Raw genomic sequence first — 13,948 nt, forward strand, 5'->3', positions numbered from 1 at the left:
AATTTGTTTTCAAAATTAGCTTTCAACAATGATAAATCAAAACTCAGGCAGCTTCCTTTTTACATGCCAAAAACGTAACTTTGCAACTTTGCTTTGAAAAAATGATCAATTACGAAGAAAATATTGAGGTTAAAGGCGCACGCGTTCATAATCTCAAAAATATTGATGTTACCATTCCTAGGGAAAAATTGGTGGTTATCACCGGTTTATCTGGAAGCGGTAAGTCATCACTCGCATTTGATACTATTTACGCCGAAGGCCAACGCAGATATATAGAGACTTTTTCGGCATATGCTCGACAATTTTTGGGCGGACTTGAACGTCCTGATGTTGATAAAATTGATGGGCTTTCCCCAGTTATTGCAATAGAGCAGAAGACCACTTCAAAATCACCACGATCCACTGTAGGAACGATTACTGAGATTTATGATTTTTTAAGGTTATTGTTTGCGCGTGCTGGTGATGCCTACAGCTACAATACGGGTGAAAAAATGGTCAGTTATAGTGATGAGCAAATAAAGCTACTCATCAAGACTGACTATATTGACAAGAAGATAAGTATCCTCTCACCTATTATTAAATCCAGAAAGGGCCATTATCGTGAACTTTTTGAGCAAATTGCCAAACAAGGGTTTGTGAAAGTCCGTGTTGATGGTGAGGTCAAGGATATCGTAAAAGGGATGAAAGTCGATAGATATAAGACCCACGATATTGAAATTGTTATTGATCGTTTAAAAGTCACGCATTCCGCAGATCATGATAAAAGACTAACTGAAACCATAAATACCGCTATGTATAGTGGTAATAATGTACTCATGGTTTTGGAAGAGGGTAATAACGAACCTCGATATTTTAGTCGAGATCTTATGTGCCCTACGACAGGAATCTCTTATCCTACTCCTGAACCAAACACGTTTTCTTTTAATTCACCCAAGGGCATGTGTAAAAGCTGTAATGGCTTGGGTCATGTATACGAGGTTAATGAGTTGAAGATTTTTCCTAACAAAAAACTTTCAATTCAGGCGGGAGGTATTGCACCGTTAGGGGAGTATAAAAAGTCCTGGGCTTTCAAACAGATTGAAAACATAGCACAACGGTATGAATTTCAACTTACCGATCCTATAAACAAAATTCCTGTAGAAGCGATTGAAGTATTGCTTAAGGGAGGAAAAGATAGTTTTGAAATAGAATCAAAAACCCTTGGGGTCAAACGTAATTATAAGATTGATTATGAAGGAATATCCAACTTCATTAAAAGCCAGTTTGAGGAAGCAGCCTCTACCTCTATTAAAAGATGGGCCAAGGAATATATGGATAGAATAACTTGCCCAACATGCAATGGTTCGCGATTGCGACAGGAATCACTTAACTTCAAAATAGATGAAAAGAATATTGCCGATTTATCCCATATGGATATCGCCGAAGTGGCTGATTTCTTTGAGGGATTAGAGAACAAGTTAGATGGCAATCAACTAAAGATAGCAGAGGAAATAATTAAGGAAATCAAGACCAGGATTCGATTCTTGTTGGATGTTGGATTAGACTACCTCTCATTAAACCGTAGTTCAAAATCACTTTCTGGTGGCGAGGCCCAGCGTATACGTTTAGCTACACAGATTGGAACACAACTGGTTGGGGTATTGTACATATTGGATGAGCCAAGCATTGGGCTTCACCAACGAGACAACAATCGCCTTATTGGTTCTTTGGAAGCTTTGCGTGACATTGGCAACTCTATCATTGTGGTTGAGCATGATCGTGATATGATTGAACGGGCGGATCATGTAATAGATATTGGACCCAAAGCAGGTCACCATGGTGGTGAAATTATTTCCGAAGGCACTCCAGATGAGTTAAAATCCCATCATACCTTGACCGCAGATTATATAACTGGGGTTAAAGAAATAGCCGTTCCCAAAAAGCGAAGGAAAGGTAACGGAAAAAAAATTACACTAACCGGGTGCACAGGAAACAATTTGAAAAATGTTTCAATAGATATACCGTTGGGTAAAATGATAGGAGTAACTGGTGTGTCGGGGAGTGGAAAATCCACATTAATCAATGAAACCCTCTACCCTATTATGAATGCACATTACTTTAATGGTGTTCGTAAACCCATGCCTTATAAATCTATAAAAGGACTTGAACATATTGACAAGGTTATTGATATTAACCAATCTCCAATAGGTAGAACACCAAGATCCAATCCCGCAACTTATACTGGTGTTTTTAGTGAAATACGTTCATTGTTCACAAAGACCCCAGAGGCGGCTATTCGAGGATACAAACCTGGCCGTTTTAGTTTTAATGTGAAAGGAGGAAGATGTGAAACCTGTCAGGGTGGTGGGCTCCGAGTAATTGAAATGAATTTTCTTCCAGACGTTTATGTGGAATGTGAAACATGTAACGGTAAACGTTTTAATAGAGAGACACTGGAAATTAGATATAAAGGAAAGTCAATTTCAGATGTTTTGGAAATGACCATTGATGATGCGGTTTCGTTTTTTGAATTGATACCTAAAATCCACAGAAAATTAAAAACCATACAAGATGTTGGCTTGGGTTATATTTCTCTAGGCCAGCAATCTACCACCCTTTCGGGCGGTGAAGCCCAACGTATAAAATTGGCCACCGAGCTTTCTAAACGGGATACCGGAAATACTTTTTATATCTTGGACGAACCTACCACTGGGTTGCACTTCGAGGACATAAGGGTACTCATGGAGGTTTTGAATAAATTAGTCGTTAAAGGAAACACGGTCTTGGTTATTGAGCATAATTTGGATGTGATTAAATTGGTAGACTATATAATAGATATCGGCTACGAAGGTGGTCGTGGCGGTGGCATGGTTGTGGCAAAGGGATCACCTGAACAAGTATGTAAAGACAAAAAGAGCTATACAGCACAATTTTTAAGAAAAGAACTGGGTTTAATCTAAGGATTAGATTAGTAACTAGAAATAACAATAATTCATTGGGAAGTATGATCAGTCCCAATCTAAGAAAATAAAACATGAGAAAAGAACAGCATCATAAGGGATGGAACGAGATAAAAACCAATGATTCTTGGGCACTTTTCAAGATTATGGGCGAATTCGTTAACGGCTTCGAAAAGATGAGTGCTATTGGGCCATGCGTTTCCATATTTGGTTCGGCTAGAACAAAAGAGAATATGGAATATTACGAAATGGCTGTATCTATTGCCAAGAGCATCTCTGAAGCAGGTTATGGTATCATCACTGGTGGAGGCCCTGGTATTATGGAAGCTGGTAATCGTGGAGCCCATTTGGCAGGTGGTACTTCAGTTGGTTTGAATATTGACCTCCCTTTTGAGCAACATGACAATCCTTATATTGACGGTGACAAAAGTCTTGATTTTGATTATTTTTTCGTTCGTAAAGTAATGTTCGTAAAATATTCCCAAGGGTTTGTAGTAATGCCCGGTGGGTTTGGAACTTTGGATGAGCTTTTTGAGGCAATCACCTTAATACAGACAAACAAAATTGAAAAATTCCCTATTATCCTTGTTGGGTCAAGGTTCTGGGCTGGGCTAATTGATTGGGTTAAGGACATTATGCTTAAAGAAGGTAATATAAGCCCAGAAGATCTAGATTTAATCAAAATGGCAGATACGGAAGGTGAAGTTGTTGACATATTGGATTCATTCTATAAAGGCCGATCTTTAAGTCCAAATTTCTAAAATCATTCTTTGAAAAAGAAACTATATTGTTATGTTATTATCGGGGTATTTGCCTTTTTATTGGGCGGACATCTTTGTCATTCCCAACATAAAAATACGCTTACAGTTACCTTAAATGATGATTCTAAGGAATTAAACATACAGCAAGAATTCATTTATAAGAACACTTCTAGATACCATCTAGATATTTTGTATTTCAACGATTGGGCCCATGCCTATTCAACTAAAAATACAGGATTAGCGCAACGATTTGCCGAAGAGTTTAAAAAAAGTCTACATCTTGCCAAAGATGAAGAACGGGGCAAAACAAACATTCTAAGTGCTGTTGATGACGAATATAGAGGGCTTAATTGGGAACGAACATCAGAGCGGGATCTTATTAAAATTGAACTCAATAAATCTCTTGCTCCAGGCAAAAGTGTACAGTTATTTATTACCTATACCGTAAAACTCCCTCCTAATAAATATACTCCATTCGGCTACAACAATAAAAACGAATATTATTTAAAAGATTGGTATTTAACACCCGCCGTTTTTGATGGTAAGTGGCATTTATATTCCAACAAAAACCTAGAGGATCAATACACAGATATCACTCGAACCACTGTGAACTTCATGTATCCTGAACATTTGTTTTTAACTACAAACTTTAGAAATTTAGGTAGCTCCAGTTTTCCTGGTGGTCAGCAAGCCCAATTGGAGGCCGTGCAACAAAAGAATTGTGAAATTCTTCTTAGTCCTTTTAAGAAATTCATGACCCATGTTACACCGCATATGACCATGGTCACTGATATTAACGCCACAAAATATGACCAAATTGCCCAAGGTATTTCAATCAATAAAATATCGAAGTTCATATTTGAGAAACTTGGTGAATATCCTCACTCTCAGTTATTGGTCAGTAAAAAAGATTATGATAAAAGCCCATTGTATGGATTAAATCAACTCCCTTCTTTTATTCGACCTTATGAGGAGCAGTTTCAATTTGAAATGAAATTCCTAAAAACAGCCCTGAACAAATTCCTTGAAGAGACATTGTATCTGGATCCTAGAAAGGAACAATGGCTCAAGGATGCCATCGCGAACTATTTGATGATTGCCTATGTGGATGAATTTTATCCGGATCAAAAGTTATTGGGAAAACTATCCAAAATTTGGGGGATCCGCGGATTCAACATTGCCAAGATGGACTTCAACGAGCAATACCCATTCCTCTATATGCTCACGGCACGAAAAAACTTGGATCAAGCGCTTAGAACTCCAAACGATTCATTGATTAAGTTCAACCAAAAAATAGCAAATAAATACAAGGCTGGTATGGGGCTATCCTATTTGGCCAGTTATATTGGAAAAGATAAGATTGACACAAGTATAAAGACATATTATAAACACTACTCTTTGAACTCAGCCAAGGTTTTGGACTTTGAGTCAATTCTAAAGCGATCCACTGATATTGATATCGATTGGTTTTTCAATGAATATTTATCTACAGCACGGAAAATAGATTTTAAGATTAAAAAAATTAAGAAATCTGAAGATTCTTTACAGATAACCATAAAAAATAAAGAAGGCACCAATGTCCCTATTTCTATTTTTGGTCTTAAGAAAGATTCTGTTGTTTCAAAGTATTGGTTTTCTAATATCCCCAGGGAAAAGACATTTACTATTCCAAGAGGACAAGAGGATAGAATGGTACTTAACTATGATCACAAAATACCGGAGTTTAATCAGCGTGATAATTGGAAATCCTTGAAAGGCTTCTTTTCAGGTAACAAAAAATTGCAGTTACGTTTTTTCAAAGATGCCGAAAACCCATATTACAATCAGGTTTTTTATGTTCCGGTTCTAAATTTCAATATTTATGATGGTTGGTCACCAGGAATGCGGATCTACAATAAAACCTTTCTTGAAAAACCCTTCGTTTATGATTTTGCGCCGTCCTATGCCATAAAAGAAAAATCGTTCGTTGGTTACGGCAAATTAAACTATCGTAAATATTTAAGCAAAAGTGGACTTTATGTGGCCAATTACGGCCTAAGAGGCTCAACAGCCCACTATCAGAAAAATTCAAGATATTCCACTATAACCCCTTCTATCGGTTTTGGGTGGAGACCAGAAAACCTAAGATCAAATAAGCGAGACTTCGTAAGTCTTCGGTACGTCAATGTAATTAGAGATCAAGATCCAACGCTAGGAGCCATAGAGACGGATCCAGATTACAGCGTATTGAACGCAAGATTCACGCATAGAAACAATGGAATCATCGATTATGTATCTTGGTTTGCAGACGCCCAATATAGTGGAGACTTTAGTAAGTTGACTTTTGAATTGGAATACCGAAAGCTCTTTGAAAACAATCGTCAATTTAATTTTAGATTCTTCGCGGGTAAGTTCTTGAGTAATAAAATTGACCCAAATATCAATTTTTTTGACTTCGCTTTGGATAGACCCAATGATTATCTTTTTGACTACAATTATCTGGGAAGATCTGAGGAATCGGGTTTATATAGTCAGCAAATTATAATAGCCGAAGGTGGCTTTAAATCAAAATTGGACAATCCATTTTCCAACAATTGGATGGCCACCGTGAACACCAGCCTAAATGTTTGGCGCTGGGTTGAGTTTTATGGTGACTTTGGTTTTATGAAAAGAAAAGGAGAAAAAGAACGCCTTGTCTATGATTCAGGGGTGCGACTAAACCTGGTTACCGATTACTTTGAATTGTATTTCCCCTTATACTCCAATAATGGATGGGAAGTCTCACAGCCTAATTACGAGGAAAAGATTAGGTTCATAGTTACACTTAGCCCTAAGACATTAACAGGACTGTTCACACGAAAGTGGTTCTAGCGCATTGAAATATTCTCAACAAAAAGGGTGATATTTCTTTTTTTAATGAAATATTATAGCCTTATTAACGAAATATTTAACAATAATTAAATATTTTAACCATTTTCTGCATTGTAAAATCCACTACTGTTTGGTACTTTTGTAAAAACCAAACGACACTCAATGGACATATCCCCAAGAACCAGTACAGACATTTCTTTTGAGGATTTTAGGAAACAGATTCTACATGACTATGAGATTGCAATACTAAGTAGAACTTGCAGCCTAATGGGCCGAAAAGAAGTGCTTACAGGGAAGGCCAAATTTGGTATTTTCGGTGATGGTAAAGAACTTCCTCAGTTGGCTATGGCCAAGTCCTTTAGAGATGGAGATTTCAGAAGTGGATATTATAGGGATCAAACCTTCATGATGGCCCTAGGTTTTTTAAGTCCAAAGGAATTTTTTCATGGATTATATGCGACCGCTGATTTGGAAAAAGAGCCAATGAGCGGTGGTAGACAAATGGGCGGGCATTTTATAACGTATAGCCTTAACGAAGATGGCTCATGGAAAGATCTAACAAAACAAAAGAACAGTAGTGCCGATATTTCATGTACAGCTGGTCAAATGCCGCGATTATTGGGTTTGGCACAAGCATCAAAAGTATATAGAAACTTACCAGACTTAAGTTCTGATAAATTCTCAAATAAAGGTAATGAAGTTGCTTGGGGTACGATTGGTAATGCGAGCACAAGTGAAGGACTGTTTTTAGAAACCATAAACGCTGGAGGTGTTCTTCAAGTACCAATGGTAGTTAGTGTCTGGGATGATGAATATGGCATTTCTGTACCTGCAAAATATCACACGACGAAAGAAGATATCTCAAAAATGCTCAGCGGTTTTCAGCGAGATGAGAACCATGATGGGTATGAAATCTTGAAAGTTAAAGGCTGGGATTATACAGCGCTGATGCATGTATATGAAAATGCTTCTGATATTGCAAGGGACAAACATATTCCCGTGTTAATTCACGTAACAGAACTTACCCAACCCCAAGGTCATTCATCATCTGGTTCTCATGAACGATACAAAAGTCAAGAACGTTTACAGTGGGAACGTGAAAATGATTGTAATGTGCGCTTCAGGGAATGGATATTGGATTCTGGTATTTCAACTGAAGATGAGCTCATACAGTTAGAACGTGATGTAAGAATAAAGGTTAGAACCGCTAAAAAAGAAGCGTGGGCAGAGTTTTTAAGAGAGCATAAAGTCATGAAAAAAACTTTAATTGGCCTCTTGAACAACGTTGCCACTAAAAGTGCCAACAAGCGGTTTATCGCCAAGCTTAAAAATGACCTTATTGCAATAGAAGAACCGGTCAAGAAGGATTTGGCGGTTATTTCCCGTAAGGCCTTGAGATACGTTATAGGGGAAGATTCAAACGAAAAAACTGCGTTAATAAATTGGGTGAACCAATTTTTGGATAATATGAAACCTAAGTTCAGCCGGCATTTATATAGTGAAAATCCGACGAAGGCAACTAATATTCAAGAGGTAAAACCAACATTCAATAAAGAGACTGAAGAGGTTGACGGTCGTATTATTCTAAGGGACAATTTCGATAAACTATTTGAAGCTTATCCTGAAGCATTGGTCTTTGGAGAGGATAGCGGTAATATTGGTGACGTTAACCAAGGTCTTGAAGGACTTCAAAGTAAGTATGGAGAAATACGTGTTGCAGATACCGGTATTCGGGAAGCTACTATTATTGGTCAAGGTATAGGGATGGCTCTTCGAGGTTTACGCCCTATAGCCGAGATTCAATATCTTGATTATATTTTCTACGCAATGGCCCCGTTGACCGATGATTTAGCCACTATGCGCTATAGAACTTTTGGTAAACAAAAGGCACCTTTGATAGTTAGAACAAGGGGGCATAGACTTGAAGGTATTTGGCATTCAGGCTCTCAAATGGGAGGACTTATTCATCTTTTGAGGGGTATGTATATTTTAGCCCCTAGAAACATGACGCAAGCCGCTGGTTTTTACAATACTTTAATGAAAAGTGATGAACCGGCCTTGGTCATAGAAAGTTTAAACGGCTATCGTCTTAAAGAAAAAAAACCTGAAAACCTAGGTGAATTCTGTACACCTATAGGGGTAGTTGAAACCTTAAAAAAAGGCTCTGATATTACGTTAGTTTCATATGGCTCTACTTTGAGAATTGTCTTACGTGTGGCTAAAGAGTTGATAGAAGTTGGTATTGATGCTGAAGTCATCGATGCACAGACCCTCCTGCCTTTTGATATTAATAATGACACTTTAAAAAGTATAGAAAAAACAAATAGATTGTTGGTGATTGATGAAGATGTTCCAGGTGGATGTTCAGCTTACTTGATAAATGAAATTGTAGAAAACCAAGGCGCTTATAAATATTTGGACAGTGCTCCTTATACACTTACAGGCAAAGCCCATAGACCTGCCTATGGCACTGATGGTGATTATTTTTCTAAACCCAATGCGGAGGACATTTTTGAGAAAGTCTATGAAATTATGAATGAGGTCAACCCAATTGATTATCCAAAACTACGATAACCGGAATATCCTCGTAAGCATAAAAAAGCCTCGCTAATTAGCGAGGCTTTTCTTTTTTTAATTCTTTATTTCCTTTTTCGGTTCTTCAATTGCCGGTTCAAGCGGATTTCCATCGGCATCTATTTCAATAATATTATCAAAACCAAGCTCATCCAATTTGCTAGCGATTTTGGCCCTATCCCCTACCATAAACCAATTAACAGCATCAGGTTTAACCACAGTTTTACTAACTTTCTTAATATCACTGATTGATAGGTTGCGGACATTCTCATCATATTTTTGATAATAATCATCTGGAAGATTAAAACGCACAAGATTTGAAACAGAACTATTTACTGCGCTGTTTGTTTCCCATTGTCCTGGCAGTTTTAATACTTGATTGGTCTTTACCTTATCCAATTCTTCTTTCGTGGCGGGGTTGCTTGAAACAAACTCTGCTATTTCTTTTCGTATCTCTGTTACCGATTCAGATGATTTATCTGTTTGGACAGGAGCGTATACGATAAACGGACGTTCTTCCTTAGCTCCCAAAACTAAACCTCCAGCTCCATAAGACCAATGCTTGTCTTCCCTCAAATTCATATTTATTCTTGAAGTAAACTCTCCTCCAAGAATATTTACCATTTGTTCTAAGGCAATTTCGGGCAAATCACCATATTTAGCCGTTAAATGTCCAGCTATTATCACAGATTGTAAAGATTCTGGTCTATCAATTAAATACAGGGTGTTTTTAGCATTTGTTTTAGGGGCAGAGAAGGCAATTTCAGGAACATTACCTTTTTTCCATTTCCCTAATTTCTTTTGGAGCTTTGATTTTAATTCGGACATTTCTACATCACCGGTAACGACGATAGTCGCATTATTGGGTTTCATCCAAGAATCATAAAACTTAACCACATCCTCTCTTGAAAGTTCTTGCACCGTGTTCTCATAACCGCTGCCGGTATAGGGATTACTGTACGGGTGTCCTTCACCATATAAAAACTTGTTCATTACTCGAAGGCCCATAGAGAATGGTTGTGACTTTTCTTTCTTGATGGTATTTATTTGTTCTGTTTTAAGCCTGTCAAATTCTTTCTGTGGAAAGGCTGGATTAAGAATAACTTCCGCAAATAAATCCATACTGGCATCCAAGCTTGGCTTCAAGGTATTCATATAAACAGTAGAATTATCTGGATTGGAAAAGGTGCTTATACTGGCTCCTAAAAGTTGTAATTGTTCATTAATTTCCAAGGAGGTCAAATCCTTTGTGCCTTCATCAAGAAGATTCATTGACAAAGCGGCTGTACCTGGACTGGCCAAATGGTCAGTTTTGTAACCTGCATCAACCATTAAACGCATTACCACAGTAGACACGCCTTTTCTTTTGGCTAAAACAATGTTTAATCCGTTTTTTAACTTTTCTCTTTCTATGTCCGGAAATTTGGACGTTTTGGGCGTTCCAAGTTCTGGTAATTTGGAACGGTCAACTGTAGACTTCTCAACACTATACTCTGGAAAAGGGTTACATACCAATGTGTGCTTTCCACCTGTCAACCATTTTTGGGCCGTAGCCTTTAAATCATCAATCGTAGCATCTTCTACGTATTTTAATTGTGTTTTAAAATATGATGCATTTTCATGATACGTTTCATTTGAAGCCAAAATATCAGAAACACCGCCAAAACCTCCAATGCGCTCCAAACCTTTTATAAAACTTGAAAAATAAGCCGCTTTCACCCTTTTTAACTCTGCTTCAGTAGGTCCCTCACTGATAAGTTTATCAATCTCTGACTGAAGTTGCATTTTAACTTTTTCTGCGTCAACACCTGGCTTTACATTAGCCCAAGTAACAAAGTTACTTGCTATCTCACTAGAAGCTTGGAAAGAAACCACTGAGCTGGCGGTTTGATCCTCATAAACCAATTTTTTGTATAACCTAGAATTCTTACCACTTGTCAAGATCGAAGAAATCAAATCAAAATGAATGTCTTCCTTATGACCAAATTGCGGTGTGTTCCAAGCAAATAATATTCTAGTCTCTGGCACTCTATCCTGATATACCTGATAAGTGTCACCGTTGTGCACGGGGATGTTCACCTCTTGCCTTTCAATCGTTGGCCCTGCAGGTATATCACCAAAGTAGTTCAAAACTTTCTTATAAACTTCTTGTGGATCAATATCACCTGCAACAGCAACAACGGCATTTGCTGCCCCGTAATAGGCTTTAAACCACTCATGAACATCCTCTAAAGAAGCGGCGTTCAAATCTTCCATCTCGCCAATAACAGTCCATGAATATGGATGTCCTTTTGGATACATAGCTTTTGTCAATAAATCCCATTGTTTACCGTATGGCTGATTTTCACCTTGACGCTTTTCATTTTGTACTACACCTCGCTGTTCATCCAGCAATTCTTGATCAACTGCTCCCAACAAATGACCCATTCGATCAGATTCTAAAAATAGCACCTGATCCAGTGCGGAAATAGGCACGTTTTGAAAATAATTTGTTCTATCAGTATTGGTTGTTCCATTTAAATCGGTGCCCCCGATTCGTTCTAAAGCCTGAAAATAATCGTCATTGAAATTCTCGCTCCCGTTGAACATCAAATGTTCAAATAAGTGAGCGAAACCGCTTTTTCCCAGCTTCTCGTTCTTTGATCCAACATGATACCAGACGTTTACAGCTGCAATTGGTGCCTTATGATCTTCATGAACCAACAACGTCAGTCCGTTTGGTAAGACAAATCGTTCGTACGGAATGTCTATTTGGTCTGCCTTAAACTCAAAGCTTTGAGCTATCTGGCTTTGGGTGATAAAAAGAAATCCTAGTAAGAGAAATACAATTTTTTTCATGATTGATGATTTATTTAGATTAATGAAAATTAAGATATTAAATATAGTACTTACTAGAATTTATATCAACTTTCAGCCAATTTTTTGGTTAATTAAAAATTTGGTATTTTTAGTTGCTTCAAATTTTACTAGAATGAAAAATAACCTACAAACTAATATTGGTTTGGCACTATTGAGAATTGTGCCATCGGCAATGCTATTAACACATGGCCTTCCAAAATTTCAAAAATTAATAAGTGGTAATATAGAATTTGGTGACCCTATTGGTTTAGGGCCCGCGCCATCTTTATTTTTAGCTGTGCTCGGCGAATTTGTCTGTCCAATATTAATAATTATTGGATTTAAAACGAGATGGATGGCTGTTCCACCTGCCATTACAATGCTAGTGGCTGGTTTCATAGTCCACTCTGCGGATCCTTTTGGCACTAAAGAAAAAGCCTTAATGTTTTTGGCCATTTTTGTTGTGATAATTTTATTGGGTCCCGGAAAATTCAGTATTGATAAGAAATAATTAGAAAATCTTCGCTAGCAGCTCCTTTAAAAGATCTGATTGCGGAACACCCGCAGCTCCTACCCCTTTGCCTTTCAAATCCATTTCTCTTAAATGGGAAACAATGGTACTTACTTTCTTCATTGGATAGTTTTTTGCAGCGACTTGGTACTCACCCACGAAATAAGGGTTTATCCTTAAAGCACTAGCTACATTTTTTGGTGAGTGGTCATTTAAACCATGATACTGCAACAACTGTGAAAAAAAACTATGAAGCAGGGTAATTGTAAGTACAAACGGATTGTCTTTTGGGTTTTGAGCGAAGTAGTTGATTATTTTAGTGGCCTTTAATATATTTCTTTCCCCGATCGCCTTCTTAAGTTCAAAATTATTGTAATCCTTACTTATGCCAATATGTTCCTCAATATCTGCTGGAGTTATTTGACTACCTTTTTGCAATACCAAGGTCAGTTTATCCAATTCTTTACTGATTCGACTTAAATCAGTTCCCAAATACTCTACTAAAAGAGTGGCAGCCTTATGTGAAATACTATAATCCTTACCATGAAGAACTTTTCTCAACCATTCAGACACTTGATTCTCATAGAGCTTTTTGCTCTCGAACAGAACTCCGGATTTGTTGATTGTTTTATATAATTTTTTTCGTTTATCAAGCTTTTTATACTTGTAGCAAAACACTAATACGGTAGTAGGTTGAGGCTTTTCAGCATAGCTCACCAATTGTTCTATTGTTCGCGAGAGCTCTTGTGCTTCCTTAATAATGACCACTTGTCGTTCGGCCATCATGGGGTAACGCTTGGCGTTACTAACAATATCATCAATGGTAGCTTCTTTACCATAAAGCACCATTTGGTTAAACCCTCTCTCTTCCTCGGTTAGCACATTCTTTTCAATAAACTCGGCAATTCGATCAATATAATATGGCTCTTCTCCATGTAAGAAATATATCGGTTTTATATTTCCTTTTTTAATATTGGCGACTATTTGTTTTACTTCATCCATCCAAAAAAAATCATCAAATTTGCAGTATGCAAGATCTTAATTTTCCAGCATATGATTTTCGTCTCAAAAATAGCGAAAATAAAGTCTGGATATTTGATGAAATCCGCAAAAAATTTGTGGTACTCCAACCTGAGGAATGGGTAAGACAACATGCCATTAAGTTTTTAATCCATGAAAAAAAATATCCCAAAAGTCATATTAACGTGGAGAAACAACTCAAAGTAAACAAAGTGGTCAAACGCTATGATATCGTAGTCTTTGATGTTGATGGAGGTATAAGGGTCTTGGTAGAATGCAAAGCACCAAATATAAAAATCAACCAAAAGACTTTTGATCAGATTGCACAATATAATATGCGATTGGGAGCAGAATATCTAATGGTAACCAATGGTCTTGATCACTATTTTTGTAAAATGGACTATAGCGAAGAAAAATATCATTTTTTAGAACAAGTTCCTGATTTTAGCCGTTAA

The 13,948-nt window shown here is 37.3% G+C and carries 8 protein-coding genes; 6 read left to right on the forward strand and 2 right to left on the reverse strand.

Annotated elements, in window-relative coordinates; genetic code table 11:
- The first annotated feature begins 101 nt into the window (after positions 1 to 101).
- The 4 genes from uvrA (at position 102) to FB2170_RS13130 (ending at position 9,124) form a co-directional block, all read left to right on the forward strand.
- Entirely contained in the window at positions 102 to 2,939 is a 2,838-nt protein-coding gene (gene uvrA / locus FB2170_RS13115) for an excinuclease ABC subunit UvrA (protein ID WP_013307054.1), read from the forward strand.
- 74 nt (positions 2,940 to 3,013) lie between these two features.
- Positions 3,014 to 3,700, forward strand: a complete 687-nt coding sequence (locus tag FB2170_RS13120) for a TIGR00730 family Rossman fold protein (RefSeq protein ID WP_013307055.1) — start codon at positions 3,014 to 3,016, stop codon at positions 3,698 to 3,700.
- Between the two features lie 9 nt (positions 3,701 to 3,709).
- On the forward strand, positions 3,710 to 6,550 hold the full coding sequence (locus tag FB2170_RS13125) for an aminopeptidase N (protein WP_013307056.1): 2,841 nt from the start codon (positions 3,710 to 3,712) through the stop codon (positions 6,548 to 6,550).
- A gap of 162 nt (positions 6,551 to 6,712) precedes the next feature.
- Positions 6,713 to 9,124 carry a thiamine pyrophosphate-dependent enzyme gene (locus FB2170_RS13130; RefSeq protein ID WP_013307057.1) on the forward strand — a complete coding sequence of 804 codons (2,412 nt, stop codon included), beginning with the start codon at positions 6,713 to 6,715 and terminating at the stop codon, positions 9,122 to 9,124.
- 57 nt (positions 9,125 to 9,181) lie between these two features.
- Here FB2170_RS13130 and FB2170_RS13135 read toward each other — a convergent pair whose 3' ends face one another.
- Positions 9,182 to 11,962 carry a M16 family metallopeptidase gene (locus FB2170_RS13135; protein ID WP_013307058.1) on the reverse strand — a complete coding sequence of 927 codons (2,781 nt, stop codon included), beginning with the start codon at positions 11,960 to 11,962 and terminating at the stop codon, positions 9,182 to 9,184.
- On the opposite strand from FB2170_RS13135, the gene FB2170_RS13140 reads away from it, so the two are divergent.
- Positions 11,961 to 12,473, forward strand: a complete 513-nt coding sequence (locus tag FB2170_RS13140; protein WP_013307059.1) for a DoxX family protein — start codon at positions 11,961 to 11,963, stop codon at positions 12,471 to 12,473. The genes FB2170_RS13135 and FB2170_RS13140 overlap by 2 nt on opposite strands.
- On the opposite strand, the gene holA is transcribed toward FB2170_RS13140, so the two are convergent.
- Positions 12,474 to 13,475 carry a DNA polymerase III subunit delta gene (holA, locus tag FB2170_RS13145; protein ID WP_013307060.1) on the reverse strand — a complete coding sequence of 334 codons (1,002 nt, stop codon included), beginning with the start codon at positions 13,473 to 13,475 and terminating at the stop codon, positions 12,474 to 12,476. It lies immediately after the preceding gene.
- Positions 13,476 to 13,501: 26 nt separating this feature from the next.
- On the opposite strand from holA, the gene FB2170_RS13150 reads away from it, so the two are divergent.
- The gene (locus FB2170_RS13150; protein WP_013307061.1) at positions 13,502 to 13,948 is read left to right on the forward strand and encodes a type I restriction enzyme HsdR N-terminal domain-containing protein; all 447 of its coding nucleotides are present in this window, start codon (positions 13,502 to 13,504) and stop codon (positions 13,946 to 13,948) included.

Origin of the sequence: Maribacter sp. HTCC2170 (assembly GCF_000153165.2) — a bacterium.
Classification (GTDB): domain Bacteria; phylum Bacteroidota; class Bacteroidia; order Flavobacteriales; family Flavobacteriaceae; genus Maribacter_A.

Excerpts from the sequence above, each read along its gene's own strand:
- uvrA (WP_013307054.1), top strand. The coding sequence starts at position 102 with ATGATCAATTACGAAGAAAATATTGAGGTTAAAGGCGCACGCGTTCAT.
- FB2170_RS13120 (WP_013307055.1), top strand. The coding sequence starts at position 3,014 with ATGAGAAAAGAACAGCATCATAAGGGATGGAACGAGATAAAAACCAAT.
- FB2170_RS13130 (WP_013307057.1), top strand. The coding sequence starts at position 6,713 with ATGGACATATCCCCAAGAACCAGTACAGACATTTCTTTTGAGGATTTT.
- FB2170_RS13140 (WP_013307059.1), top strand. The coding sequence starts at position 11,961 with ATGATTGATGATTTATTTAGATTAATGAAAATTAAGATATTAAATATA.
- FB2170_RS13135 (WP_013307058.1), bottom strand. The coding sequence starts at position 11,962 with ATGAAAAAAATTGTATTTCTCTTACTAGGATTTCTTTTTATCACCCAA.
- holA (WP_013307060.1), bottom strand. The coding sequence starts at position 13,475 with ATGGATGAAGTAAAACAAATAGTCGCCAATATTAAAAAAGGAAATATA.
- FB2170_RS13150 (WP_013307061.1), top strand. The coding sequence starts at position 13,502 with ATGCAAGATCTTAATTTTCCAGCATATGATTTTCGTCTCAAAAATAGC.